The sequence below is a fragment of the Opitutia bacterium genome, assembly GCA_016217545.1.
Classification (GTDB): domain Bacteria; phylum Verrucomicrobiota; class Verrucomicrobiia; order Opitutales; family Opitutaceae; genus Didemnitutus.
Genome location: JACRHT010000002.1, coordinates 92,662 through 117,479 on the forward strand (window position 1 = coordinate 92,662; position 24,818 = coordinate 117,479).

23 protein-coding genes are annotated in these 24,818 nt (G+C 65.2%); 14 read left to right on the forward strand and 9 right to left on the reverse strand.

The features are described 5' to 3' along the window. Positions 1-8 precede the first annotated feature (8 nt). From HZA32_00450 to HZA32_00465, 4 genes are all read left to right on the forward strand, one after another. Positions 9-2,180, forward strand: a complete 2,172-nt coding sequence (locus HZA32_00450) for a polysaccharide biosynthesis tyrosine autokinase (protein MBI5422522.1) — start codon at positions 9-11, stop codon at positions 2,178-2,180. Positions 2,181-2,299: 119 nt separating this feature from the next. Then, positions 2,300-3,139, forward strand: coding sequence for a UDP-2,3-diacylglucosamine diphosphatase LpxI (gene lpxI / locus HZA32_00455; protein MBI5422523.1), 840 nt, complete (start codon positions 2,300-2,302; stop codon positions 3,137-3,139). Positions 3,140-3,198: 59 nt separating this feature from the next. Continuing rightward, positions 3,199-3,666 carry a bifunctional nuclease family protein gene (locus HZA32_00460; protein MBI5422524.1) on the forward strand — a complete coding sequence of 156 codons (468 nt, stop codon included), beginning with the start codon at positions 3,199-3,201 and terminating at the stop codon, positions 3,664-3,666. A gap of 109 nt (positions 3,667-3,775) precedes the next feature. Further along, positions 3,776-4,819 (forward strand): tRNA-dihydrouridine synthase family protein, encoded by a 1,044-nt coding sequence (locus HZA32_00465; protein ID MBI5422525.1) that lies wholly within the window; start codon positions 3,776-3,778, stop codon positions 4,817-4,819. A gap of 37 nt (positions 4,820-4,856) precedes the next feature. On the opposite strand, the gene sufT is transcribed toward HZA32_00465, so the two are convergent. Next, positions 4,857-5,393 (reverse strand): putative Fe-S cluster assembly protein SufT, encoded by a 537-nt coding sequence (sufT, locus tag HZA32_00470; GenBank protein ID MBI5422526.1) that lies wholly within the window; start codon positions 5,391-5,393, stop codon positions 4,857-4,859. Positions 5,394-5,438: 45 nt separating this feature from the next. Then, on the reverse strand, positions 5,439-7,280 hold the full coding sequence (gene sppA, locus HZA32_00475) for a signal peptide peptidase SppA (protein MBI5422527.1): 1,842 nt from the start codon (positions 7,278-7,280) through the stop codon (positions 5,439-5,441). 171 nt (positions 7,281-7,451) lie between these two features. Between sppA and HZA32_00480 the strand changes: the two genes are divergently transcribed. Continuing rightward, positions 7,452-8,936 carry a TonB-dependent receptor gene (locus tag HZA32_00480; protein MBI5422528.1) on the forward strand — a complete coding sequence of 495 codons (1,485 nt, stop codon included), beginning with the start codon at positions 7,452-7,454 and terminating at the stop codon, positions 8,934-8,936. 218 nt (positions 8,937-9,154) lie between these two features. Here the strand turns inward: HZA32_00480 and HZA32_00485 are convergent, their stop codons facing one another. Both HZA32_00485 and scpB read right to left on the reverse strand, forming a co-directional pair. Further along, on the reverse strand, positions 9,155-10,198 hold the full coding sequence (locus HZA32_00485) for a Gfo/Idh/MocA family oxidoreductase (GenBank protein ID MBI5422529.1): 1,044 nt from the start codon (positions 10,196-10,198) through the stop codon (positions 9,155-9,157). Beyond that, positions 10,198-11,103 carry an SMC-Scp complex subunit ScpB gene (gene scpB / locus HZA32_00490; protein MBI5422530.1) on the reverse strand — a complete coding sequence of 302 codons (906 nt, stop codon included), beginning with the start codon at positions 11,101-11,103 and terminating at the stop codon, positions 10,198-10,200. The genes HZA32_00485 and scpB overlap by 1 nt, the downstream gene beginning before the upstream one ends. A 127-nt stretch (positions 11,104-11,230) precedes the next feature. Here scpB and HZA32_00495 point away from each other — a divergent pair, with 127 nt between their 5' ends. Genes HZA32_00495 through HZA32_00520 form a run of 6 tightly spaced genes read left to right on the forward strand, consistent with a single transcriptional unit; the run spans position 11,231 to position 15,879 of the window. Then, positions 11,231-12,823 (forward strand): glucose-6-phosphate isomerase, encoded by a 1,593-nt coding sequence (locus HZA32_00495; GenBank protein MBI5422531.1) that lies wholly within the window; start codon positions 11,231-11,233, stop codon positions 12,821-12,823. 8 nt (positions 12,824-12,831) lie between these two features. After that, on the forward strand, positions 12,832-13,713 hold the full coding sequence (locus HZA32_00500; protein MBI5422532.1) for a hypothetical protein: 882 nt from the start codon (positions 12,832-12,834) through the stop codon (positions 13,711-13,713). Further along, on the forward strand, positions 13,710-13,868 hold the full coding sequence (locus tag HZA32_00505; GenBank protein ID MBI5422533.1) for a hypothetical protein: 159 nt from the start codon (positions 13,710-13,712) through the stop codon (positions 13,866-13,868). Before HZA32_00500 ends, HZA32_00505 begins: the two co-directional genes overlap by 4 nt. 18 nt (positions 13,869-13,886) lie before the next feature. Next, positions 13,887-14,609, forward strand: a complete 723-nt coding sequence (gene rsmI, locus HZA32_00510; GenBank protein MBI5422534.1) for a 16S rRNA (cytidine(1402)-2'-O)-methyltransferase — start codon at positions 13,887-13,889, stop codon at positions 14,607-14,609. Then, positions 14,606-14,938, forward strand: coding sequence for a hypothetical protein (locus HZA32_00515; GenBank protein MBI5422535.1), 333 nt, complete (start codon positions 14,606-14,608; stop codon positions 14,936-14,938). The genes rsmI and HZA32_00515 overlap by 4 nt, the downstream gene beginning before the upstream one ends. Further along, positions 14,917-15,879, forward strand: coding sequence for a phosphatase (locus HZA32_00520; GenBank protein ID MBI5422536.1), 963 nt, complete (start codon positions 14,917-14,919; stop codon positions 15,877-15,879). The genes HZA32_00515 and HZA32_00520 overlap by 22 nt, the downstream gene beginning before the upstream one ends. A gap of 69 nt (positions 15,880-15,948) precedes the next feature. On the opposite strand, the gene HZA32_00525 is transcribed toward HZA32_00520, so the two are convergent. From HZA32_00525 to lpxK, 5 genes are all read right to left on the reverse strand, one after another. After that, entirely contained in the window at positions 15,949-16,890 is a 942-nt protein-coding gene (locus HZA32_00525) for an RluA family pseudouridine synthase (protein MBI5422537.1), read from the reverse strand. Between the two features lie 133 nt (positions 16,891-17,023). Beyond that, positions 17,024-17,443, reverse strand: coding sequence for a DUF1842 domain-containing protein (locus HZA32_00530; protein MBI5422538.1), 420 nt, complete (start codon positions 17,441-17,443; stop codon positions 17,024-17,026). Between the two features lie 179 nt (positions 17,444-17,622). Further along, positions 17,623-18,612, reverse strand: coding sequence for an adenosine deaminase (locus tag HZA32_00535; protein ID MBI5422539.1), 990 nt, complete (start codon positions 18,610-18,612; stop codon positions 17,623-17,625). Between the two features lie 70 nt (positions 18,613-18,682). Then, entirely contained in the window at positions 18,683-19,801 is a 1,119-nt protein-coding gene (locus HZA32_00540; protein MBI5422540.1) for an aminopeptidase, read from the reverse strand. 144 nt (positions 19,802-19,945) lie between these two features. Beyond that, the gene (lpxK, locus tag HZA32_00545; protein ID MBI5422541.1) at positions 19,946-21,181 is read right to left on the reverse strand and encodes a tetraacyldisaccharide 4'-kinase; all 1,236 of its coding nucleotides are present in this window, start codon (positions 21,179-21,181) and stop codon (positions 19,946-19,948) included. 96 nt (positions 21,182-21,277) lie between these two features. Between lpxK and HZA32_00550 the strand changes: the two genes are divergently transcribed. The 3 genes from HZA32_00550 (at position 21,278) to HZA32_00560 (ending at position 24,715) form a co-directional block, all read left to right on the forward strand. Continuing rightward, on the forward strand, positions 21,278-22,354 hold the full coding sequence (locus tag HZA32_00550; protein MBI5422542.1) for an alanine--glyoxylate aminotransferase family protein: 1,077 nt from the start codon (positions 21,278-21,280) through the stop codon (positions 22,352-22,354). Positions 22,355-22,418: 64 nt separating this feature from the next. Continuing rightward, complete coding sequence (locus HZA32_00555) at positions 22,419-23,423, forward strand: hypothetical protein (protein MBI5422543.1); 1,005 nt, start codon at positions 22,419-22,421, stop codon at positions 23,421-23,423. Positions 23,424-23,506: 83 nt separating this feature from the next. Next, positions 23,507-24,715: a tetratricopeptide repeat protein gene (locus tag HZA32_00560; protein ID MBI5422544.1), complete on the forward strand. Its 1,209-nt coding sequence runs from the start codon at positions 23,507-23,509 to the stop codon at positions 24,713-24,715. The last annotated feature ends 103 nt before the right edge of the window (positions 24,716-24,818 follow it).

Below are 24,818 nucleotides of genomic sequence, written 5' to 3' on the forward strand. Positions count from 1 at the left end.
TTTTCCCAATGGCCTCCCCCATCGCCGCACCTCCGCCGGATAAAAAACCGGCCTCGCTTCACGGCAACGAAGACCACGTCGTCGAACGCCGCACGCTGCGCGACTACTACATCATTCTCCGCGAACGCCTCTGGATCGCCCTCCCGATCGCCCTGCTGGTCGCCGTCTCGCTCGGCTACTACCAGGCGCAGGAGACCCCGATGTATTCCGCCGCCGCGACGATGCAATTCGAGCGCCCGGACCGCGTCGTCACGACCACCGAGGTCATCGACACCAGCGTGCGCTCCGAAATCGACCTCAATACCTACCTGCGCATCCTCGACAGCGGCCGCCTCCGCTCGATGGTCGTGCAATCGCTCACTCCGGAACAGGTGCAGAAACTCCAGCGCCCTTTCCTAAAAGAGCTTCCCCCGGGTGCTACGCCGCCCCCCGTCGGCGCCTGCATCGGCAGCGTGAACGTCCAGTCGCTGCGCAACAGCTTCCTCATTTCGGTTAACGTCGCGAACCGCGACCCCGAGGGCGCCGCCATCGTGGCCAACGCCTACGTCAGCCAGTTCATGCGCTACCTCATCGAGTATTCCGGCGGCAAAAACGAGTTCGCCGTCGACTACCTCCGCACCCGCGCCGAGGAACTGCGCAAGGAATCCGAAGCCGCCGAAGGCCGCCTCCAAGACTACAAGCGCAAGAACAACCTCGTCTCCCTCTCCGCCTCCGTCGACATCGTCGCTGACCGCCTGAAGTCCATCAACGGCGAGCTCACGCGCGTCCGCCTCGAGCGCCTCAACCTCGAGGTCGTCATCAAGCAGATCGAGCGCATGAAGGCCGAGGGCGGCAACCTGCTCGAAATCCAATACATCGCATCCTACGGCACCATTCCCTCGCTGAAAGCGCAGCTGGCCGAACTCACGAAAACCCAATCGGTCCTCAGCGAACGCTATCTCGAGCGCCACCCGAAGATGGTCGACCTCGCCAACTCCATCGACGTCCTCCAGCAGCAAATCCAAAAGAACATCGAGCAGGCCATCGCCGACCTCAACACCCAGTTCACCAAGGTCAAAGACTCCGAGGTCTCCTTCGAGCGCGAATACAAGCTCGCGGAAAACGACCAGCTCCGCCTCGGCGAACTCTCCGTCGAATTCAAATCCCTCGAGAACCAAGCCCAGGTCGCGAAGAACAACTACATCCAGATCCTCGACCGCCTCAACCAGACCACCACCTCGAAGAACCTCGAGAACATCCCGGTCAAGCCGCTCGACGCCGCCACTCCCGCCGGCGCGCCCTACACGCCCGACATCCGCAAAATCGTCAAGACCTGCGCCGGCCTCGGCTTCGTCGTCTTCGCCGCTGTCGCCGTTGGCCTCAGCTTCCTCGACGACCGTGTGAAGAGCGCCTGGGACATCGAAGGCTTCATCGGCGTCAACCTCCTCGGCATCATCCCCGAGCTCGCGGACATCCCCGAGGGCGAGAAACACAACCTCGTCACGAGCAATAAAGCCTCACCCGGCTCCGAAGCGTTCCTCAGCGTCTACAGCTCGGTGAAGATTCAGTCGAAGCTCGACTTCCCGAAGTCGATCCTCGTCACCTCCACCATCCCCGGCGAAGGCAAGACGATGATCAGCTGCAACCTTGCCGCCTCCTTCGCGCGCCACGGTAAACGCGTGCTCCTCATCGACTGCGACATGCGCCGCCCGATGCTGCACCGCCACTTCAAACTCACCAACGAGACCGGCCTCATCGCGTGGTTCGAAGCGGGTGCGAAAATCCCCGACGATCCCGTCGCCGACCCCACCCTCGGCTTCACCAAGGTCGACGAAAACCTCTTCCTCCTCCGCTCCGGTGGTCGCTCGAAGAGCCCGACCGAATTGCTCGAGAACCCGATCTTCGGCCAGTTCCTCGAGTCGCTGAAGCACCACTTCGACCTCGTCGTCATTGACTCGCCGCCGATGGGCGCCGTCACCGACTCGCTGCTGATCTCCGCTCACACCGACGAGATCATCTACGTCTGCCGCTTCAACCGCGCCTACCGGAAACACATTCGTCTCTACATCAAATCGCTCCGCGACGGCAAAAACGAGCTGCTCGGCGTCGTGCTTAACGGCCTCTCGCCGCGCCGCATCGAGTATTACTCGAACTACCGCTACTACCGAAGCTACAAGAAATACTACGGCGCCCAGTCCTGAGCGCCCGCGCCAACCCTTTCTTTGCCACCGAGCCGCGTCGCAAGACGCGGCTTTTTCTTGCCCGACAACCGCCCAACTTCCCGCTTCAAACCGCGCCGTCCCTCGCTCACGCTCCCGCCGTGCTCTCCGCCTTCCTGCCGCCGAACTTCGATCCGCGCCGCCCCGTCGCCCTCATCGCCGGCCGCGGCCACTACCCGCTGTTCACGGCCAACGCCATCCGCGCCGCCGGCGTGCCCCTGCGCCTCATCGCCATCGAGGAGGAAACGATGCCCGAGCTGTTCAACAGCGTCGCTCCCGCCGAGCGCATCGAGGTCAACGCTGGCCAGCTCGGCAAAATGCTCGGCGCCCTCCGCGACTTCGGCGCCGGCTACGCCATCATGGCCGGCCAGGTGAAGCCCAAGCGCCTCTTCCACGGCCTCACGCCAGACCTGAAGGCCGCGCAAATTCTCTTCTCCCTCAAACGCCGCAACGCCGAAACCATCTTCGGCGCGATCGCCCAGGAGATCGAGAAACTCGGTGTCACGCTCCTCGACGCCCGCGCCTTCATCGACAACCACATGGCCCACGCCGGCCCGATGGCCGGCAAGAAACTCCCCGTCGACCGCGAATACCTCGACCACGGCATCCACATCGCCCGCGAGATCGCCCGCCTCGACATCGGCCAAGGCTGCGTCGTCCGCAAAGGCACCGTCCTCGCCGTCGAAGCCTTCGAAGGCACCGACGAAATGCTCCGCCGCGCCGGCACCTTCAAGACCGACGAGACGCTCTTCGTGAAAGTCGTGAAGGAGAAACAGGACTTCCGCTTCGACGTCCCCGTCTTCGGCCTCCGCACCCTTGAAACCATGCGCGAAGCCGGCCTCGCCGCCGCCGCGCTCGAAGCCGGCAAGGTCATCGTCCTCGACAAGCCAGCGGTGCTCGCCCAAGCGAAAACCTGGGGCATCTCGCTCTACGGTTTCTGAGCGACGCGACACGCTCGCCGCTCTTGCACTTTGCCGCCGCCCGCGCACATTCCGCCCTCATGAGTGACGTCGTCGAAGTCGGAATCAAAGGCCTCATGCCCACGGCCAACGGCTGCGCCGTGTTCCTCGGCAACGACGACAAAACCTTCGTCATCTACGTCGACCCGAGCGTCGGCAGCGCGATTTCGATGACGCTGAACAACGTCAAAAAAGAGCGCCCGCTCACTCACGACCTGATCGGCCACCTCTTCCTCGGTTTCGGCATCAGCCTCGAACGCGTCGTCATCAACGACGTCAACGAAGGCACCTATTTCGCCCGCATCATCCTCACGATGCAAAACGAACTCGGCCGCAAAATCCTCGAACTCGACTCGCGTCCCAGCGACTCGATCGTCCTCGCGCTCCAGCAGAAGCGCCCGATCTTCGTCTCGCACCGCGTCTTCGACGCCGTCGAGGACATGACCGAGATTCTCGAGCGCGTGCTCAAGCAGCAGAAGGAAGAGCAGACGGGCGAGGAGGAGCAGTAAGCGCATGACCGCTCCGGGGCTCACCGCCGCGACCGGCTCCGCCGTCGCGTTGCCGCAAACGTTGCCACCGCCGATCGCGCCCAGCCAACCGCTCACCGCGCTCGCGCCGATGCAGGACGTCACCGACCTGCCCTTCATGCGCGTCATGGCGCACTACGGCGCGCCCGATTATTTCTTCACCGAGTTCTTCCGCGTCCACGCCCAGTCGCGTCCGGAGAGACACATCGTCCGCTCCATCGTCGAAAACAAGACCGGCCGCCCCGTCTTCGCGCAGCTGATCGGCGAAGAGATTCCGCACATGGTCCGCACCGTGCGCGAACTCATCAAACTCCCCGTCGCCGGCATCGACCTGAACATGGGCTGCCCCGCCCCGAAAATCTACAAGAAGAACGTCGGCGGCGGCCTGCTCCGCGATCCCGCAAAAATCGACGAACTCCTCGGCGCGCTTCGCGCGAGCGTGCCCGGGCTCTTCACGGTGAAGATGCGCATCGGCTTCGATTCGACCGACAACTACCGCCGCATCCTCGATCTCATCGCGAAGCACCGCGTCGATCTCCTCAGCGTCCACGGCCGCACCGTGAAGGAAGGTTACCGCAGCGACGTGCACTACGACTTCATCGCGGAGGCCGTCCGCAGCGTGCCCTGCCCCGTCCTCGCGAACGGCAACATCACCTCCGCTGCCCGCGCCGCCGCCGTCATCGCCGAGACTCGCGTCGCCGGCGTCATGATCGGCCGCCACGCGATTCGCAATCCGTGGATCTTCCGTCAATGCCGCGAATTTCTCGCAGCGCCTTCGGTAGGGGCGGTTGCCCCCAACCGCCCTTCTGTCTTTGCCCCCACGCTCCGCGACGTCCGCGGCTACATCGAGCATCTCTACCGCGAAACGCGACAGCCCGAAATCCCCGAAGCCGCCCACGTCGCGAAGATGAAGAAATACCTCAACTTCGTCGGCCAATCCGTGGACGCGCAGGGCGCATTCCTCCACGACATGCGCCGCGCCATGACCGAAGCGGAGCTTTTCGCGGTCTGCGACCGCCACCTCCTCGCCGACCCCGACCGCCCATTCGCCGACGAGCCCTACGCCGGCGTCATCGCCCGCCCCAATTGCGAGACCCCGAACGAGAGCTGCTCGCTCGACACCGTCAGCGCCTGATTTTTCCGGTAGGGCGCGGACTCCGATCCACGCCGCGTCACTCCAACCCCAGCGTCTTGCGGCCGATGTCCGAGATCATCTGCGGCGTCCACTGCGGATCCCACACGATGTGAACCTCGGCCTTCTCGACCGTGGGCAGCGCCGCGATTTTCGCACGTGCATCCTCGGCAATGACCGGGCCCATGCCGCAACCCGGCGCCGTGAGCGTCATCTTCACCTGCACCGTGTTGCCGCCCGCCGCCGTCTTTTCGACGGCCATGTCGTAAACAAGGCCGAGATCGACGATGTTCACCGGGATCTCCGGATCGAAACAGGTCTTGAGCGTATCCCAAACGAGCTGCTCGCTGAACTCTCCCGCGGCCACTGCAGGCGTCTCCGCCGTCGCCTGGAAACCGCCGATCGCATCGGCGTGCTCACGTGCGATGCGGAAAAGCCCCTGCTCCGTGCGCACCGTGACGTTGCCGCCGAGCGTCTGCGTGATGAAGACGTTCAAGCCGGCGGGCAGCGTGACCTTGTCGCCGGCGGGAATGACCGTGGCGGGCGTATCGCGGAGGAGCGTGTGCACTTCGTTCATGCGCCCGTGACGATGCACGCGGACGGGCGTGGCGCAACAGCGAGCTTACTGCAACTGCAGGTTCAGCGGCAGACGCGCGTAGATGCCCTGCGGATCGTTGAAGCGGGAGAGCGATTCCAGTTCGGTCGTGATCTGTCGCACGAGCACGCCCGCCGGCCCCTTCACGGCCTGCTCGTGGCGACGATTGTCGAGCGCTTCGGACAACGCCTCGGCGAACGGCTTCTTGCGCGGCAATTCGACGACGCGGAATTTCTCACCGAGATTCGCCTTCTGCGCGGCGTATTTCACCGCATCCTGCAAGCCGCCGAGTTCGTCGACGAGGCCGAGCTTCTTGCCTTCCGCGCCCGACCACACCCGGCCCTGCGCGATCTCGCGCACGACCGCGATGTCGAGCTTGCGCGATTCCGCCACCTTGCGCGTGAACTCGTCGTAGATCCAATCCACCATGTGCTGGAACATCGCCAGCTCGTCCGGCGTCTTCGGCCGCGTGACCGTCAGCGCGTCGGCAAATTTGCCGGTCTTCACGGTGTCGAACGTCAGGCCGATCTTGTCGGTCGCGAGCCCTTGGAAATTCAGGAACATGCCGAACACGCCGATCGATCCCGTGATGGTCGTCGGTTCGGCGAAAATGCGGTCGCCGTAGGTCGAAATCCAATAGCCACCCGACGCGGCCAAGCCGCCCATCGAAACCACGATCGGCTTTTTTTCGCGGATCAAGCGGACCTCGCGCTGGATGGTCTCCGACGCTGAGGCGCTGCCGCCCGGGCTGTTCACGCGGAGAACCACCGCCTTGATTGAATCGTCGAGCCGCAATTCGCGGAGCTGACGCGCGACCTTGTCGCCGTAGATCACGCCCTGCTCGCGGCCTTCACCGTCGGCGATCTCGCCTTCCGCATACACGATCGCGATCTTCCCCTTCGCACTCGGGTCGATCTTGGTTTCTCTCGCACGTTGCGCGGCGACGCCGTCACCGGGCACCAGCTTCGCATATTCCTTCAGGCCGATCTGCTTGAAAGTCTCTTTGCCGCCCTTGCGGCCCGTGTCGGCCTTCAGTTCCTCGAGCACGACATCCCAATAGGCTTCGCGGTCCACCAACTTCGCCTCGATTGCCGCCTTCGGGCGGAGAATGCCCTCGGCGTCGACGACCTTCTGCAGCGAACCGGCGGCGAGCCCGCGGCTGTGCTCGATGCTTGAAACCAATTCGGCCCAGACGTCGTCCAGCAGCTTCTGGATCTGCGCCCGGTTTTCCGGGCTCATGTCCTTGCGCGTGTAGGGCTCCACCGCGGACTTGTATTTGCCCACGCGCGTGACCTGCACACCGATGCCGAATTTCTCGAACGCGCCGGCAAAGAACATCGGTTGCGACGCGAGACCCGGCAGCAGGATGCCGCCGTAGGGATCGAGCGTCACTTGGTTGGCCGCGGAGGCCAGGTAGAACTCACGCGTCGTCGCAAACGAGAGGTAAGCCTTCACCGGCTTGCCCGACGCGCGGAACTTTTCGAGTGCGCCACGCACTTCCCGCAAGCTCGCGAGACTGGTGCCGTAGCCCACGGGCGACAGCTGCCCGCGCATCAGCACGCCGGCGATGTCGCTATCCTTGGCCGCGGCCTCGAGCGCGCGCGTCACCTGGCGCAATTGCAGGGTCGTATTGCTCCGACCACCGAAGGCCTCCGCGATCTTCTCGAAGCCCTCCATCTGCTCCGGCGCATCCTGGATGTTGGCGTTCAGGTCGACCACCAGATACGAGCCCGGCGTCACCGTGACCTTCTTGTCTCCGCCGATGGCGGCGAGCGCGGCCACAAAGATGAAAAACACAACGACGCTGCCGAAGCAGAACACCAGCAAGGCGGACAGCGTCGCGAAAAACGACGTGAAGAAATTCTTCATGGCGCCGAAGCTAGCCCGCACCGCCAGCCTCGCCAGCGAAAAGCGTTCTCAGGCAACCGACTGGGACAAGCGGCAGCCGCGCTCCACGGACGGCGTTAAGCGCGTTGCGCCGTTAACGAACTTTCCCTTGTGCCGATGGAGCCGTGTCATACCTTGGCCGTCCCCTCCTCCATGAGCAGCGAGAAGAAAGAACTCCTCACCACGAACCGCAAAGCGCTAACGATCAATCTCGACGGCACGCGCTACGGCACGATCGCCGAGATCGGCGCCGGTCAGGAGGTCGCACGCGTGTTCTTCCAGGCCGGCAGCGCGTCCGGCTCGATCGCGAAAACCATGTCGGCCTACGACATGACGTTCAGCGACGCCATCTACGGCAAGGCCCCCCGCTACGTCTCGCGCGAACGCCTGCAGACGATGCTGCACCACGAATACGCGCTGCTGAAAGAGCGCCTCTCCGACAAACGCGGCGACCGCACGCGCTTCTTCGTCTTCGCCAACACAGTCGCCGCCAAATCCGCCCGCGTCGCCGACGGCCACGGCTGGCTCGGCATCCGCTTCCAGCACGAGCCGCTCGCCGAGCCGAGCGAGATCATGATCCACGTGCGCATGTGGGACAAAAAGAACGTCCTCCAGCAGGAAGCCCTCGGCATCGTCGGCACCAACCTCATCTACGCCGCCTTCTACTACCTCGACGACCCCGAGAAACTCATCACCTCCCTCGCCGACAACCTCGGCACCGACCGCATCGAAGTCGACATGGTGAAGCTCGTCGGCCCGGCCTTCCACCACGTCGACAACCGCCTCCTCGCCCTCTACCTCGTGAAACACGGCCTGACCAACGCCGTGCTGTTCTCCCCGAGCGGCGAGATGCTCCAGCCATCCGAGGCGTTCTATAACCGCCCCATCCTCGTCGAGCGCGGCAGCTTCCGCCCCGTCACCCACGTCAACGTCGACATGCTCAACTGCGCCACCGCGCAGTTCCTCCAAGAGCCCACCGTCAAGGGCAAGGACATCGTCGTCCTCATGGAGATCACGATGAACAACCTGCTCGCCGGCGGCGAACTCGACATCGCCGACTTCCTCTCGCGCGTCGATATGCTCGGCCACATCGGGTTCACGGTCCTCATCTCGAACTACTCCGAGTTCTACCGCCTCTCGACCTACTTCCGCCGCTACACGAAGGAGATGATCGGAATCGCCCTCGGCATCAACACGCTCCTCGAGATCTTCAACGAAAAATACTACGAGCACCTCGAGGGCGGAATTCTCGAATCGATGGGCCGCATGTTCCGGCACTCGGTGAAACTCTACGTCTACCCGATGCGCGCCGCCGCCTCCGAGAAACTCATCACCGCCGGCACCGAACACCAGGCCAGCGACACCACGTCGCCCTCTGAACTCATCACGACGAAGAACGTCCACGTCGCCCACCACCTGCGCTACCTCTACCGCCACCTGCTCGAGAACAACGCCATCGACTCGATCACCGGCTTCAACGACGACTACCTTGCCATCTTCTCGCGCGACGTGCTGCAGATGATCAAGACCGGCGACGCGACCTGGGAGCGTCTCGTCCCCGCCAAAGTCGCCGCCGTCATCAAATCTCGCCAACTTCTCGGTTACACCGAACCCAAGCCCGCCGCCACCGGCGCCTAAGGTAGGGCGGGACCGCTGGGCCCGCCGCGAAACCGCGCGAACAATCCTCGGTCAATTTCCAGAGGAGCGTTATGCTCCGAGCATGACATTCCGCCTGTCGCGAGATTCCGCTTCTGCGCTTATCTCGCCCCGTCCGAGCGGTGCTCAGCTCGGAGTGGCTGCCCAACTTTATGCCAGGCTAACCACCGATGGAGACGCCGATCGGTGGCAATCTTTCTTCACTCCGGCAACGCCACGCGCGCTCCGCCGCGGCTCCACGATTCCCACACGGCGTCCGTAAACGCCATGTAGCGCACGCCGCTCGCGAAATCCGTCAGCGTAACCGGCTTCCCCTCGCGGATACTGTCCACAAAGTCCGCCTCGACGCGCCATTCGCCGCGCTGCGCCGGCTCGATCTCCACGCGTTGCTCCGGCTGACCGCGCACCGCAAACCACAGCTCGTTCGTCGCGAAATCCGCCCGCACCGCGCCCTCGCTGCCGTTCACACGAATCTCGTTCCGCGGCGCGCTCGTTTCCACGCCGCTCAAGTGCATCACCAGCCGCGCGCCGTCGGCGTAGCGACCGAGCACGCTCACGCTATCGGGAATCTTCACCTCGTGCTCCGCGCCGCGCTCGTCACGGCGCATGGGCGTGAAAACGGCAGCGTCCGCGACGACGCTCTCCGGATCGCGCCCGAGCCACCGCCGCACCATCTCGTAGAAAATTCCGAGGAACAGCGTGTTCTTTCCGCTCAACGCGAAATCCTGCCGCCAGCTGAACGGCGCCGCCGGACCCGCCAGCCCGCCATGCGTGAACGTCGCGTGCACCTCGCGCACCGCGCCGAGTCTCCCGCCGCGCAGCCACTCCATCACGGTCGCGTCGAACGGCAGTGAAAACGGCGCCGGCACGATCTGCGCGACCAAGTGCGGGTGCCGCCGCGACTCCTCCAGCATCGTCTGCGCCTCGGCGAAATCCCGCGCCATGCGCGCCTCGGTCAGCACGTGCTTGCCGGCACGCAGGCTCGCGATCGTCACCTCCGCGTGCAGATAGGGCCACGTGCCGATCACGATCGCGTCGATATCCCGCGCCTCGACGACCTCTCGCCAATCCGCCGCCACGCGCGAGATCCCGAATTCCCGCGCCACACGCTCGCTCGACTCACGTGAACGGTTAGCCACGGCGACGATTTCCACGCCGGGAATCGCCCGCAGCAGCGGTAGGTGTTTCGCGCGCGTATTCGCGCCGGCTCCGATGATGCCGACCCGAAGACGCCACGCGCTCATCACTCGGCCTTCGGCGCCTCTTCCGTCGGCACTGCTTCGCCGCTGCTTTCGGCGGCGGCCACCGGCGCCTGATCGAGCGTCATCTGGCTCGGCTGCGTCTCGTCGAGCCCCATGTCACCGTCGCTCGCCGGACGCGGATTGTTCGAAGTGTTCAGCCACGCATCGATCTGACGGGGCGACAGCACGTCGGAGGCCGGCAGTTCGTCGAGCGACTTGATGCCGACAAATTCCAGAAACGCATCCGTCGTGCCAAACTGCGTCGGGCGCCCCGGCAGGTCCGCGCGGCCGACGACGTAGATGAGATCGCGCTCGAGCAGCTTCGCGATACCGGCCTCCGCCGACACGCCGCGGATCTGTTCGATTTCGGCGCGCGTCGTCGGCTGGCGATAGGCGATTACCGCGAGGGTCTCGATCGCCGAAGCCGTCAAGCGCACCGGCGGCGGCTCGTTGCGCAGCAAGCGCACCCAACGGGCGTAGCGCGGATGAGTCACCAGGCGCCACCCGCTGTGGCTCTCGACGATCAGCACTTCGCTGTTGGTGTCGCGCAATTCCTGCGAAATCGCGTCCATCGCCTCGCGAATCTGGGCCGTCGTGATGAGCGACGGCACGTCGCGGTAAATTTCGTCTTCTTCAGCCGGCGGCACGATGGCCTCTGCCATCTCCGTCACCGGCGCGGTCTCGGCTGGCGGCATATCCGTCGCGACCGTCTCGCTCTCCATCGCGGCCGCGGGCGCCTCGGCCGAGGCCTCTCCGACCGGTTCGGCAGCCTCGGCCTCGCTCTCGAACGGCAGGCTGTCCGCCTGCTCGTGGAACCGCGCGAAAGCGGTCTGGATGTCTTTCACCGCGAGCGGTCCGTTGGAGGCGAACAGCATCACTTTGAGCACACGTTTGAGATCGAAGGCCATTGTCGCCCCCGAGTGAGGGTCGCCCCGCGCAGCCTGACAATCCCGAATTGCTGACAAGCCCCGGACCGGCCTGTGACGCTTTTCCGGCTAGCCGCGCCGCACGTCCCGGGCTACCTGTTTAACCCTCATGAGCTGGGACCGCTTCAAGTCACTTTACTTCCACGCACCGAAGCTCGGCTTCGGTCTCGACATCTCCCGGATGCCGTTTCCCGACGGCTACCTCGAATCGATGGCCCCGCGCCTCGAAAAGGCCTTCGCCGACATGGCGGCCCTCGAAAAAGGCGCCATCGCGAACCCCGACGAGAACCGCATGGTCGGCCACTACTGGCTGCGCAACGCCGAGCTCGCGCCCACGTCCGAGCTGAAGGACGCCATCGCGCGCACCGTCGATTCGATCAAGGAGTTCGTCGCCGCCGTGCACGCCGGCGACATCGCCCCGCCCTCCGGCGGCAAGTTCAAGGACCTCCTCGTCGTCGGCATCGGCGGCTCCGCGCTCGGTCCGCAACTCGTCAACCACGCCCTCGGCCGTCCGAACGGCCGCCGCGACAAGATGCGCGTCACCTTCTTCGACAACACCGATCCCGACGGCATGGACTACGTCCTCGCCGAACTCGGCTCGCGCCTGAAGCAGACACTCGTCGTCGTCATTTCGAAATCCGGCGGCACCGTCGAAACGCGCAACGGCATGCTCGAAGCCGCCGCCGCCTTCAAGAAAGCCGGCCTCGATTACCCGAAGCACTTCGTCGCCGTCACCGGCGACGGCTCGAAGCTCGACCAGACCGCGCAACGCGAAGGCTGGCTCGCCCGCTTCCCGATGTGGGACTGGGTCGGCGGCCGCACCTCCGAACTCTCCGCCGTCGGCCTGCTCCCCGCCGCGCTCCAAGGCATCAAGATCGACCAGATGCTCGCCGGCGCCGCCGCGATGGACGAGCTCACGCGCAAGCCGAAGCTCCGCGAAAACCCCGCCGCGCTCCTCGCGCTCACCTGGTATTGGGCCACCGACGGCAAGGGCGCGAAGGACATGGTCGTCCTTCCCTACAAGGACCGCCTGCTGCTCTTCTCGCGCTACCTCCAGCAACTCGTGATGGAGTCCCTCGGCAAGGAGTTCGACCTCGCCGGCAACGTCGTCAACCAAGGCATCGCCGTCTACGGCAACAAAGGTTCGACCGACCAACACGCCTACGTCCAGCAGCTCCGTGAGGGCGTGAACAACTTCTTCGTCACCTTCATCGAAGTCCTCAAGGACCGCTCCGGCGAAGCCCTCGAAGTCGACGCTGGCGGCGTCACCACCGGCGACTACTTGCAAGGTTTCTTCCTCGGCACGCGCGACGCGCTCTCCGAAAAGGACCGCCACTCGATCACCGTGACCGTCGCCGACGTTTCGCCGAAAACCCTCGGCATGCTGATCGCTCTCTACGAGCGCGCCGTCGGCCTCTACGCCTCCCTCGTCGGCATCAACGCCTACCACCAGCCCGGCGTCGAAGCGGGCAAGAAGGCCGCGACCGCCGTCATTGCGCTCCGCGGTCAGATCGTCGCCGCGCTCAAAGCCGCACCCGGCACCGCCTACACCGCCGACTCGCTTGCCGAGAAGATCGGCGCCGCCGCCCAGGCCGAGCTCGTCTTCAAGGTTCTCGAGCACCTCGCCGCCAACCCCGGCAACGGTATCACGAAAGCCGCGAAGAAGCCGTGGTTCGAGAGCACCTACGCGGCCAACGCGTAAGTCCATCCATGCCCACGCGCCTGCTTCTCGTAACTCTGTCGGTGCTGATCGTCGCAGGCGCGATCGGCACCGTTTTCTTCCAGCGCCAGGCCGAGCAACACGCCACCCGCGCCGCGACGCTCGCGCGTGACCTCGAACGCGCCCGCACCGAAGCCACACAGGAACGCGAGCGCGCCGAGAAACTCTCCACCAAGGCCGCCGACCTCGACACCCAGCTCGGCAACGCCAAGACACGCACCACCGCGACGGAGTCCAAAAACTCGCAGCTCTCGCGCGAACTCACCGCCACGAAGTCCTCCCTCACCGAGCGCCAGCAACGCGAAGTCGCCCTGCTGTCCGAGATCGAGGCACTGCGTCAGCAAATGAAGCTCGCCGAAACGGCGTCAACCGCCGCGCCCACGCCGGTGCCGCCATCGAGCGCGACGCTCGCCACCTCCACCTCCAACGCCACCACGATCACCGCCGGCGCCGCTCCGCCGCCCCACGCGCCGATTCCTCCCTCGTCCGCAACCGTCGGCGAGCCGCCCGAAGCCGACCTCGCCGCCTACCGCGAACGCATCGCCGCCCTCGAATCTCAACTCACCGACATGCTCGCACGCGCCCTCGCCGAGCCCGCCCCTGTCCCCGCTCCGCCGCCGCCAGTGCAGGCTCCTGCGGTCCCCGGCTACCGCGTCGTCCGCGTGGGTCCGCACGACGCTTTCGTCATCGTCGACTACGGCCGGGACGAAGGCGCTGCAATTGGGGATGAACTCACGCTGCACCGGGGAACCTCCGTCGTGGCCCGCGTTCAAATCTCCGACGCCCGCGCCAAGTTCTCCGTCGCCCAGGTCTTGCCCGCCGCGTTGAAACGACAGTTGCAGCCCGGCGATTTTGTCCTAATAGCCAAATGAGCATGCCCACTCTCCGCAAAGCCCTCCTCGCCTTGGCGCTCGCCGCCCTCGCACTCGCCGGCCTCGCTGGCTGCACCTCGCCGCAGCAGGACTCGTCGATTCCGTGGAGCCGCCCTGCCGATTGGGAAGGCCGCATCCCCGGCATGGGCAAATAACCCGAGCGACGGCCCGCCATGACCGCGCCGGCCGAGAACACCTCGCTCGTCCCCCAACCCGGCTACCTTTACGTGGTGGCCACGCCGATCGGCAACCTCGCCGACGTCACCGACCGCGCCCGCGCCATCCTCGCGGGCGTCGACGTCATCGCCTGCGAAGACACCCGCACCACCGGCGTGCTGCTGCACCGCTTCGGCCTGCACAAGGAACTCGTCCCCTACCACGACCATAACGAGACCGAGGCCGCCGACCGCCTCGCGGAACTCGTCGGCGCGGGCAAATCCGTCGCCGTCGTCAGCGACGCCGGCACGCCGGCGCTGAGCGATCCCGGATTCCGCGTCGTCCGCGCCTGCCGCCGCCGCAACCTGCCCGTCGTGCCCGTGCCCGGCGCCAGCGCGCTCACCGCCGTGCTCAGCGCCGCCGGCCTGCCGACCAACGGCTTCCTCTTCGCCGGTTTCCTGCCGCCGAAATCCGCCGCGCGCATCGCCTTTCTCCAAAAACACCGCGACTTCGACTACACGATCGCGCTCTACGAAAGCTGCCACCGCATCGACAAGTTCGCGGCCGAAATCGTCGAGCACCTCGGCCCCGACCGCGTGATCTGCATCGCGAAGGAAGTCACGAAGCTCCACGAAACCTTCCTCATCGGCCTCGCCGCCGACGTGCAGACCCGCCTGATGAAGGGCAGCCTCAAGGGCGAATTCGTGGTCCTGATCGCGCCGAAGGACTTCACGCCGTGAGCGCGCCAGACATCGAACGCCAATTCGTCGATGCCTGCATCCAAGATGGCGTCGCAGTCTCCGTCCAGCGAACCACAGCCATTGACGGCGATTGGCAGATCGATTTCACCGCTGGGAATCGCAAATTCACCGTCGAGAACGAACGTCGCGACGGCTTCGTGTTTCTCGAGCGCATCGATGGCAACGCGAACGAATTCGTGCTATTCGATCAAGGTCAGGCGACCCAACTCTGGTTAGATAACAAAGCAGCGTGCACGCGAGCGGCGGCGCTGCTAAAAATGGCGCTCCGTGATCCCGATTTTCGCGGCTGTCCCTCACGAGTAATTTGACCGCCATTCCCCAGCCCTCCGTCGCCGTCATCGATATCGGCAGCAACTCCATCAAGGTGCTCGTCGCCGCGCTCGCCGCCGACGGTGGTCTTGAGGTCCTTCGTCACGAATCGCTCGACGCGCGCATCAGCGCCGGCATCAGCGCCGCCACACCGCACCTGAGCGAGGAAGGCATGGCGCGCGGCCTCGCCGCCATCGAGGAGTTGCTCGCGCTCGCCGCGCCCTACGCGCCGGTGCGCACGCTGCTCGTCGCCACCAGCGCCGTGCGCGACGCCGCCAACGGCTCCGAGTTCCGCGCCCGCGTCCGCGCCGCCACCGGCCACGAAATCCGCATCCTGACCGGACGCGAGGAAGCGAACGGCATCGGCCACGGCCTGACCGCCGATCGCGCGCTCGCCGCCCTGCGCGATTTCTACGTCTTCGATCTCGGCGGCGGCTCGCTCGAGTGCCTCGAATTCCGGGACCGCGAAATCCAGCAGGAGCTCAGCCTCCAACTCGGCTGCGTGCGCCTCACCGAGAAATTCGTGCGCGACACTTCCGCCCCGTTCTCCGCGGAAAGCCGCGCGCAAATCGCAGCGCACGTCGCGGCCACCTTGCGCGCGTCGAGCTTCCGTCTCGGTGCGACCCGCTGCGCCATCGGCACCGGCGGGACCGTCGCCACGATCCGGAAAATTCACGGTGCCCGCGTGGGGCTCGAAGCCGAGCAAACCGCGTCCATCGTCACCCTCGCGGAAATTCGCGATCTCCTCGATTTTCTGGCCGCGCTTCCGCTCGCCGAGCGGCAACGAGTGGCCGGTCTGCCGGCCGCGCGCGCCGACGTCTTTCCCACCGCGCTCGCCACCATTGTCGCGGTCGCCGAAGCGGGCGGGTTCACCGAATTCCACCACAGTTTCTACAACCTCCGCTACGGTCTCGCCACGGAGTTGCTGTCCTCTCTGTAGGAACCTGCTTGCAGGCGACCCGAAGCCGGCGACCCGCCCGCGAGCGCTTGGTCGCCTGCAAGCAGGCTCCTACAATTTCCGCAGCGCCCCCACGAGCGCCTCGAAATCCGCTGGCAACGGTGCGCGTAAATCGAGCGTCTTACCGTTCGCAGGATGAGTCAGCACGAGGTGCTCCGCATGCAGCATCACGCGCGGCACCGCCGGCATGGCGGGATTCTGCTTCCAGCCGTAAGTCGGATCACCGAGCAGCGGATGCCCGACCGACTTCAGGTGCACGCGGATCTGATGCGTGCGGCCCGAGTGAATTCGGCAGCGCAGGAACGCCGCCGCTTCACCGAACTTCTCCAACAAGATCCAATCCGTTCGCGCGGGCCGGCCGCCCTCGCCCGTCGTCATGCGGTGACGGTGCACCGGGTGACGCGCGATCGCGCGATCGATGACGCCGCTCATCGCCTTCGGCACGCCGCTGACCAGGGCGACGTATTCCTTCAACAGCGTGCGCGAGGCGAATTGATCCGACAGCGCGCGATGCGCGGCATCGTTCTTCGCGACGACCAGCAGTCCGGTCGTCTCCTTGTCGATGCGATGGACGATGCCGGGACGCTCCACGCCGCCGACGCCACTCAACTCTCCTTCGCAATGCGAGAGCAGCGCGTGCACGAGCGTATCCTCGCCCGTGCCGACACCCGGATGCACGACCATGCCGGCGGGCTTGTTGAGCACGATGAGGTGCTTGTCCTCGAAGACGACGTCGAGCGGGATGTCGACCGGCTTGAGCTCGGCGGGCTTCACCTCGGGCAGCGAAAACTCGATCGTCTGCCCCCCGCGCACATCGTCGCTCTGCGCCACGACCTTGCCGTCGACTTTCACCAATCCGGCTTCGAGCGCGCGCTGAAACGCAACGCGACTGTGCGCGGTGAAGGCCGCGGCGAGCACCTTGTCGATGCGTTCGCGGCGGGCGCCGGCAGGGACGGTAAACGATTGCGCCATGGAAGTCGGAATGGCCGCCATCCGAACACGACGAAGGCGCGGTCGTCGATGTTTGTTATCCGGGCCGCGCGGATAAAAAGAAACGAGCCCGAACGGCGATACGTCGGGCTCGCCAAACGCATCGCAGGCCTTCGCGTGCGATGCGATCGGAACGTCAGGCTTGGACGATTTTCACGACCACGGGCGCCTGGTGCTGGACGTTGTTCACCGTCCAGTGGCACATGCCTTTGCCGGTCTTGCGATCGACGACGCAGTTCGCGGCAAGGCGCGAGAGCCACGAGCCGATGGCCGGCGGCGGGAGCGAGATCACGGTCTCGCCGCTGAAGTTGATCAGCAGTTTCGCGGGACCGAAGCCGGTCGTGTAGACGTGGCCGCTGACGTGCGGATAGACCACGTGGCCGTTCGGCGGAGCGATGGCCTGGCTGGTTTCGGCGTGGCCGCTGACGACGCTGGTGTTGGGGCCCTGGACCAACCAGAAGCGCAGGATCGCGCCGCCGGGGAGAGGGTTGCCGGCTTGGCCGGTGTAGAAAGTCGCCGGGGTGGCGACGGTCGCGGATGAGGTTTCTTCGGACATGGCAGTGTTCGTTTTGGGTCCTACTCGTATGGCTTTTCGGATTCGCCCCGTTTTTTCGTGTGGTGGCTGGTCTCCACACGACCCCATGCGCAATATCCGGCGCGAAACTGTCATGCCGCGCTTCCGTTCGCGAAAACTTGGCGAGATCGCGCCGACTGTGCCGCCGCCCGGAAAATCCGTCAGGCGACGAGCGAGTCGATCTCCGCGATCGCCGCGGCACGCACCGTCTCGGCCACGTCGGCCACCCGCCAACCGTTTCGGGCCACCTCCGTGAGTTCACGCCGGCTGAAGCCGCGTAGCTCGGCAAGCGCGACGTAGTCGTCGGTGAGCGTGTTACCGAAGGAGATCGGATCGTCGGTGCTGATCGTGACCGTAACTCCCGCGTCGAAGAGGGCGCGGATCGGATGCGTCTCCAGCGTGACACCGGGCATGAGCTTATGGTTGCTGATCGGGCAGACATCGAGGCCCACGCCCGCTCGCGCGAGGCGCGCCACGAGCGAGGCGTCCTCCACGGCGCGCACGCCATGCTCGATGCGGTGCGGATTCAGCTCATCGAGGATGAACCGCACGAAGTCCGCGCCCATGAATTCGCCCGCGTGCGCCTTGGTGTATTTGCCGGCCTTGCGCGCCGCGGCCCAGTAATCGCGCGTCCACGGTTCGATCGGTTTGTCTTCGAAACCGTGCAGATCGATGCCGGCGAGATCAGGCCAGGTCAGCGCGTCTTCGAGCACCGCACGCATCTTGCCACCGGCGCCGTCGTGATGGATGCCGAGGAAGATACGCACTTCGAGCCCGGCAGGCACGGCGGCGCGGATCGCGTCGAGCACAGCGCGGCCGTCGAAGCCGAGGAACTCGATGCCGCCGGACGCGAAACTCGTCTCCACGTAGCGGACATTTTGCGCGACGTGGCGCGCGAAAATCAGCTTCGCCGCCTCGTGGTAGTGCTCGGGTGAAGTGAACCACGAGAACGCCATGTCGAGCAGCTCGCGCTCGAAGTGCGCGAAGTCGGCGAACTTGAAGTTCGGCACCCACGAGTCGGGCGTGCGCCCGCGAAACTCCGGCCGCACGCGCTGCAGCAGTTCGAGCGGCAGCGCGCCTTCGAGGTGGAGATGCGTCTCCGTTTTCGGGAGCGATTGGATGAACGCCGCCAGCGCAACATCAGCAGTCATTGTAGGAGCCTGCTTGCAGGCGATCATTCTGCGGTCGCCTGCAAGCAGGCTCCAACAGAAACTCGCCGCTCTACTTCACGTTCAGCAACTGGTCCGGGTTCAGCTTCTGCAGCGCCTTCGGCACGAACAGGCCGTCCTTGCGCACGAGCTTGCCGTCGAACCAGATTTCGCCGCCGCCGTAGTCGGGGCGCTGGATGCAGACCATGTCCCAGTGGACGGCGGACTTGTTGCCGTTGCCACCAATCTCGTAGGCTTGGCCGGGCGTGAAATGGAAGGAGCCGGCGATCTTCTCGTCGAAGAGGATGTCGCGCATCGGCTGCTGGATGTGCGGATTGAAGCCGATCGCGAACTCGCCGATGTAGCGCGAGCCGGCATCGGTATCGAGAATCTCGTTCAGGCGCTTCGTGTTGTTGCTCGTGGCGTCGACGATGCGGCCCGCCTTGAAGGTGAGCTTGATGTTGTCGAACGCGGTGCCGAGGTAGACCGTGGGTGCGTTGTAGCTGATCGTGCCTTCAACGCTGTCCTTCACGGGACAGGAGAACACTTCGCCGTCCGGGATGTTGCGCAGGCCGCCGCACGGCACAGCGCCGATGCCCTTGATCGAGAACTGCAGATCGGTGCCCGGGCCCTTGATGTGCACGCGATCGGTCTTGTTCATCAAATCCGTCAGCGCCTTCATGCCCGGGCCGTAGCGGCGGTAGTCGAAGGTGCAGACGCGGAAATAGAAATCCTCGAACGCCTCGGTGCTCATGCCCGCCTGTTGCGCCATGGCGGACGACGGCCAGCGGAGCACGACCCACTTGGTCTTGTTCACGCGGTGGTCGAGGACGGGCTTCATGATCTTCGCGACCATCTGAACTTTCTCCGACGGCACGTCGGAGGTCTCGAAGATGTTATCCGAGCCGCGCACGGCGATGTAGGCCTCCATCTTCTGCATGCGGGCGAGCTCCACGTCGGCGGAAATCTGGTATTGCTCGGCCTGCGCGCCCTGCAGCAGCTCGCGCGTGATGCGCGCGCGCTGGACGTTCACGTAGGGCATCGCGCCGCGCGCGCGGGCGGCGCGCACGAGTTCGATCACGAACAGGTCGGGAATGTCGAACGCGTCGATGAGCACGCGCTCGCCCTTTTTCAGGGCCGTGGAAAATCCGGTGAGAACTTCAGCCAGTTGCGAGTAGCGGGGATCAGCCATTCGAAACCTATCGCCAGCCGTCCCGCGTGCGGCAACCGCAAAGACGCGACGCAATCAGCCGGCGCAGACCAAAGACGCAGTCTTCCCGATGCGAACCAGGTGCCTTCAAAACCGCCGCGGAAGCAGCGCCCTACCCTACCCGACTCACTTCGCCGCGACGGCAGCCTCGCTGTCTGGTTCGGGCAGCTCGTTCGCCGGCAGGCCGCGCGGGAAACAGATTTTGCCGACGGCCTCTTGAAAGTCCGCCGCTCCGCGCAGGATCTCGATCTCGAGCCGCAGAAAATACAGCGGTCGCGACGGATTCGCGTCGGCTGACGCGATGCGCACGGCGTCCTTCTCCGTCGTCACAATGAACTCCGCGCCGGCTTTCTCGGACTCGGCGTAGACTTCCGCCAAGTCGTCCGACGTGAAGCGATAGTGATCGAGGAACCGCCGCGCGTAGACGAGGTGCGCCCCGCCCTCGCGCAGGAAGCGCTCGAAGCTCTCCGGCGTCGCGATGCCGCTGAACGCCGCGATGCGCCGGCCTTTCAGGTCATCGAGCGGACGCTTCTCGCCGTTGCCGACCCGCTGGAGGAACTGCGGCCGGTGCGCGCACTCGATGATCTCGGCGTGCGGGTTGTAGTGGCGGATGAGATGCTCGAGTTCCTCGTCGCGGTGGCCGTTCGACTTCGTGAGGAAAACGTAGGACGCGCGCTTCAAGTGCTTGACCGGCTCGCGCAGGATGCCGCGCGGCAGGAGGAAGCCGTTGCCGAAGGGGTTGGTCTTGTCGACGAGCAGGAGGTTGAGCCGGCCCTTGAGCGGCAGGTATTGGAAACCGTCGTCGAGCACGAGCGTGTCGCAGCCGAAGCGCTTGATCGCATACGCGCCGGCCTTCACGCGGTCCTTATCCACCAGCACGACGACACCGGGCAGATTCTTCGCCAGCATGAACGGCTCATCGCCCGCCAGCTCCGAGTCGAGCAACAGCCGTTCGCCGTCGCTCACCACGCGTGGCGGCTCGGCCTCCTGGTGCGTGAAGTCGTGCCAGAGGCGTTTCCAGAGCGGCGGCGCCTTGCTCTTGTAGCCGCGGCTGAGGATCGCGACCTTGCGCCCGCGGTCGCGCAGCGCACGCGCGAACATCTCGACAATCGGCGTCTTGCCCGTGCCGCCGACCGTCAGATTGCCGACCACCACGACGAGGCAACCGAGCGGCGTGTCGTGAAAAATGCGCTTCCGGTAAAGCCACAGCCGGGCCTGCGCAATGCCGCTGAAAAGATACGAGCACATCTGCAGGAACCCCGCGAACACCAGCGCGCCGAAGCCCTCCCGCTTCCCCATGATGACGTCGATGCCGAACTGCTCGAATTCGTTGAGCTTGGTGCGAATCCAGCGATTGGGCATGACGTGAAATGGCTTTGACCGCGCGACGTGCGCGACTGCTTTTATGGTCACGTTGACGCCGGCCGCGCAAGCGGCAACTCCGGCTTCGCTCCTCTCATGCCTTACAAGCTCTACATCCCCGGTCCGATCTCCGTCTCCGAAAAAACCCTGCGCGCCATGGCGCAGCCGATGATCGGCCACCGCGGCAGCGAGTTCATCGCGCTCTACCGCACGCTCACGCCGCAACTGCAGGCGCTGTTCGGAACGCAGAACTCCGTCTACCTCGCCACCAGCAGCGCGTGGGGCGTGATGGAAGGCACACTGCGCAACGTCGTCCGGAAAAAAGTTCTCTGCTGCATGAACGGCGCGTTCTCCGACAAGTGGCTCGACGTCGCGCGTCGCTGCGGCCTCGACGCCGCCGGCCTGCAATTCGAATGGGGCCAACCGGTCGACCCCGCCGCGCTCCGCGCCGAGCTCGCCAAGGGTGGCTACGACGCCGTGACGATTATCCACAACGAGACCTCCTGCGGCTGCATGAGCGACCTGCCCGCGCTCGCCGCCGTGCTGCGCGAGTTCCCCGACGTGATCGCGATCGTCGACACCGTCAGCTCGTTCAGCGCCGTGCCGATCAACCAGGACGCGCTCGGCCTCGACATCGTCCTCGCCGGTTCCCAGAAAGCGCTCGCGCTGCCGCCTGGCTTGACGGTGTTTTCCGTGTCGAAGCGCGCGCGCGACCGCGCCGCGACCTCACCGGCGCGCGGTTACTACTTCGACCTCCTCGAATTCGAGAAAAACCACGAGGGCGGCATGACGCCCAGCACGCCAGTCATCCCGCTGATCTACGCGCTGCGCTCAAAACTCGACGACATCGCCGCCGAGGGACTCGAAGCGCGCTACGCGCGCCACGTGAAGCTCAACCGCACCGTGCGCGACTGGGGCTACGCGCGGGGATTCAAACTATTCCCGGAAGAGCGCTTCGCCTCGGTCTCGCTCAACTGCTTCGCCAACACCCGCGGCATCGACCTGCCGGCGCTGAACACGAAGCTGAAAGCGCGCGGCTTCCTCATCGACGGCGGCTACGGCAAGCTGAAGGGAAAGACCTTCCGCATCTCGAACATGGGCGACGAAACCGACGCCACGATCGCCGAACTCCTCGCCGCGCTGGACGCGTCGTTGCAGGAACTCGGCGCTTAACCGCATCGCTCCGGTGCGCACGCAGCTTGCGCCTGCGGCATGATCGCGGCAAAAGTCACGAGCGATGAAATTCGCCGTGCGCTGGTTGGTCTTTCTGCTGGCCGCTCCGCTCGCGTTCACCGCAGCGCCCGGCGAGCGAATGGCCACGGGATCCGTGCAGGTGCTGAAGGTCCGCGCGAGCGCGACCGATTCCACCCTCAAGGCGGCTGATTTCCCGCACTACGCCTACGTCGATCGCGATGTGCTCGCCCATCGCGCAGGCGCGGCAGCCGACCGCCATGTTCTCCTGCTCTGGATTCCGGGCACGCAACCGCCGGGCACCAGCGGCGAAGGCCCCGGCGGTGCCGGGCATTTCTGCGAGCTCGCCGCGCGCCTCGGCTATCACGCCATCGTGCTGAAATACCCGAACGAACAATCCGCCAGCATCTGCCGCAACGACAGCGATCCGCGCGAATTCGAGCGCTTCCGACTCGCGCTGATCACCGGCGGCGCCTCGAAGCACCTCACCGTCGCCCGGAACGACAGTATCGAGAGCCGGCTTGTGCATTTGCTGCAGCACCTCGCGAAGACGGACACCGCGAGCGACTGGGGGCAGTTTCTGACGCCCGACGGCGACCCCAAATGGGAGGCTATGGCCGTCGCCGGCCAGTCACAGGGCGGCGGCCACGCCGCGCTCATCGCGCTGCATCATCGCGTCGCCCGCGTGATCTGCACGGGCAGCCCGAAGGACTACAGCCTCGCGCACGATGCGCCTGCCCCGTGGCTTCGGCTCGAATCGGCGACGCCGAAGGCACGCTTTTTCGCCTTCAATCACCGCCAAGACCACCAAGCTTGCTCGCCCGAGCAACAACTCGAAAACCTTCGCGCGCTCGGGCTCGATCAGTTTGGGCCGGTCGTCGATGTGGACCGCGAGTCGCCGCCGTATCGGCACTCGCGCATGCTGACGACGAACCATCCCGGGACGCAACTCGACTCGAAGACCGCGCACACCTCGGTGATGAGCCCGCGCAACGCAGACGTGTTCGAGCCCGTCTGGCGCTATCTCCTGACGGAGCCGACGGATCACTGACGATGATTTGGCGCGGCCGCCGGTTTTCCGCTGACACGCCGACGCCGGCTTGAGTCGCGGCGACGCTGGCGCAGTATGCGTTCATGGCGCGCACGATTCTGGCGATTTTCGTCTTCACCCTGACCACGGCCATCGCGACCGACCGCACCCCGGAGCGCTTCGCGCTCGATTTTGCCCGCGCCAATGGGCTCTCCGAGGCAGGCCAGCGCGCCGAGGCAGTCGCGCTCTATGAATCCCTGGTCAAGGAACGACCGAAGTTCGGCGAGCTGAACTTCCACTACGGCACCACGCTCTACATGCTTTCGGTTACCTCGGAACTGCCGCCGGACAAAGCGAACGACATGCGCCTGCGAGCGCGCGCCGCGCTATTGGAAGCCAAATCGGCCGGCTTCCAGGATCCGCTGCTCGACCAATTTCTCCTGGCCATCAAGCCGGACGGATCGACCAACAAGCCCAAGTATTCGCAATCCCCCGCCGCAGAATCGGCGATGCACGAGGCAGAGGCGGCGTTCGCGAAGCGAAACTTGGACGCTGCGTTCGTCGCCTACCAACGCGCGCTGAAGATCGAACCCAAGCTCTACTCCGCCGCCCTGTTTTCGGGCGATTGCCTCTTCGTCGCCGGAAAGTTGGACGAAGCGATCGTCTGGTTCCGCCAAGCCAGTGAAATCGATCCCGATCAGGAAAGTGCGTATCGCTACTGGGCGGACGCGCTCGCGAAACAAGGCAAAGTGCGCGAAGCGCTCGTGCAACTCACGGAGGCGCTGGTCGCGAATCCCTACAGCGGCTACGCGTGGCGGAACATCAACACGATCGCGACTCCCGCGGGACGATTGCGGACCTTGCCGAAATTCCGCGCGCCGGTGGCGGCGATCAGCTGGAAAGACGGCGCCAAGAAAGCGGACCTCACCTTGGCGAAGGACTTCAACCCCTTCGACATCGTTTACGGCGGCGCGCGGCTCGAATGGACGGATAAGCAGTTCGCGAAAACCTATCCGGGGCAAAAATACCGCCATTCGCTCCCCGAGGAAGTCGCGGCACTGCGCGGAGTCCTGGCCGTGGCCGCAGAACTCAAGCAGGCGCCCAAACCCGACGCCAAGATCAGCGATGCTCTGTCAGAAATGAAGCCGGCGATCGATTTCCTGGCCCAGCTCCAAAGCGAAGACTTGCTCGAGCCCTATGTGCTTTTCCTCCGCGCCGACGACGGCATAGCGCAGGACTACGCGAGCTATCGCGCGACTCATCGCGAGAAACTCCGCGAATTCGTGCGGCGCTATTTGGTGAATCTCGACTGATTTTCGGTCGCGCGCGCGAGCGCGCCTACACACGCGTTCACGCGTGCGCGCGCGGCTCTCGCAAAAAAGTAGTGCTTGAAATCGGCGACGCGCGCCCGTAACC

Excerpts from the sequence above, each read along its gene's own strand:
- HZA32_00450 (MBI5422522.1), top strand. The coding sequence starts at position 9 with ATGGCCTCCCCCATCGCCGCACCTCCGCCGGATAAAAAACCGGCCTCG.
- HZA32_00460 (MBI5422524.1), top strand. The coding sequence starts at position 3,199 with ATGAGTGACGTCGTCGAAGTCGGAATCAAAGGCCTCATGCCCACGGCC.
- HZA32_00465 (MBI5422525.1), top strand. The coding sequence starts at position 3,776 with ATGCAGGACGTCACCGACCTGCCCTTCATGCGCGTCATGGCGCACTAC.
- sufT (MBI5422526.1), bottom strand. The coding sequence starts at position 5,393 with ATGAACGAAGTGCACACGCTCCTCCGCGATACGCCCGCCACGGTCATT.
- sppA (MBI5422527.1), bottom strand. The coding sequence starts at position 7,280 with ATGAAGAATTTCTTCACGTCGTTTTTCGCGACGCTGTCCGCCTTGCTG.
- HZA32_00480 (MBI5422528.1), top strand. The coding sequence starts at position 7,452 with ATGAGCAGCGAGAAGAAAGAACTCCTCACCACGAACCGCAAAGCGCTA.
- HZA32_00485 (MBI5422529.1), bottom strand. The coding sequence starts at position 10,198 with ATGAGCGCGTGGCGTCTTCGGGTCGGCATCATCGGAGCCGGCGCGAAT.
- scpB (MBI5422530.1), bottom strand. The coding sequence starts at position 11,103 with ATGGCCTTCGATCTCAAACGTGTGCTCAAAGTGATGCTGTTCGCCTCC.
- HZA32_00495 (MBI5422531.1), top strand. The coding sequence starts at position 11,231 with ATGAGCTGGGACCGCTTCAAGTCACTTTACTTCCACGCACCGAAGCTC.
- HZA32_00500 (MBI5422532.1), top strand. The coding sequence starts at position 12,832 with ATGCCCACGCGCCTGCTTCTCGTAACTCTGTCGGTGCTGATCGTCGCA.
- HZA32_00505 (MBI5422533.1), top strand. The coding sequence starts at position 13,710 with ATGAGCATGCCCACTCTCCGCAAAGCCCTCCTCGCCTTGGCGCTCGCC.
- rsmI (MBI5422534.1), top strand. The coding sequence starts at position 13,887 with ATGACCGCGCCGGCCGAGAACACCTCGCTCGTCCCCCAACCCGGCTAC.
- HZA32_00525 (MBI5422537.1), bottom strand. The coding sequence starts at position 16,890 with ATGGCGGCCATTCCGACTTCCATGGCGCAATCGTTTACCGTCCCTGCC.
- HZA32_00530 (MBI5422538.1), bottom strand. The coding sequence starts at position 17,443 with ATGTCCGAAGAAACCTCATCCGCGACCGTCGCCACCCCGGCGACTTTC.
- HZA32_00535 (MBI5422539.1), bottom strand. The coding sequence starts at position 18,612 with ATGACTGCTGATGTTGCGCTGGCGGCGTTCATCCAATCGCTCCCGAAA.
- HZA32_00540 (MBI5422540.1), bottom strand. The coding sequence starts at position 19,801 with ATGGCTGATCCCCGCTACTCGCAACTGGCTGAAGTTCTCACCGGATTT.
- lpxK (MBI5422541.1), bottom strand. The coding sequence starts at position 21,181 with ATGCCCAATCGCTGGATTCGCACCAAGCTCAACGAATTCGAGCAGTTC.
- HZA32_00550 (MBI5422542.1), top strand. The coding sequence starts at position 21,278 with ATGCCTTACAAGCTCTACATCCCCGGTCCGATCTCCGTCTCCGAAAAA.
- HZA32_00555 (MBI5422543.1), top strand. The coding sequence starts at position 22,419 with ATGAAATTCGCCGTGCGCTGGTTGGTCTTTCTGCTGGCCGCTCCGCTC.
- HZA32_00560 (MBI5422544.1), top strand. The coding sequence starts at position 23,507 with ATGGCGCGCACGATTCTGGCGATTTTCGTCTTCACCCTGACCACGGCC.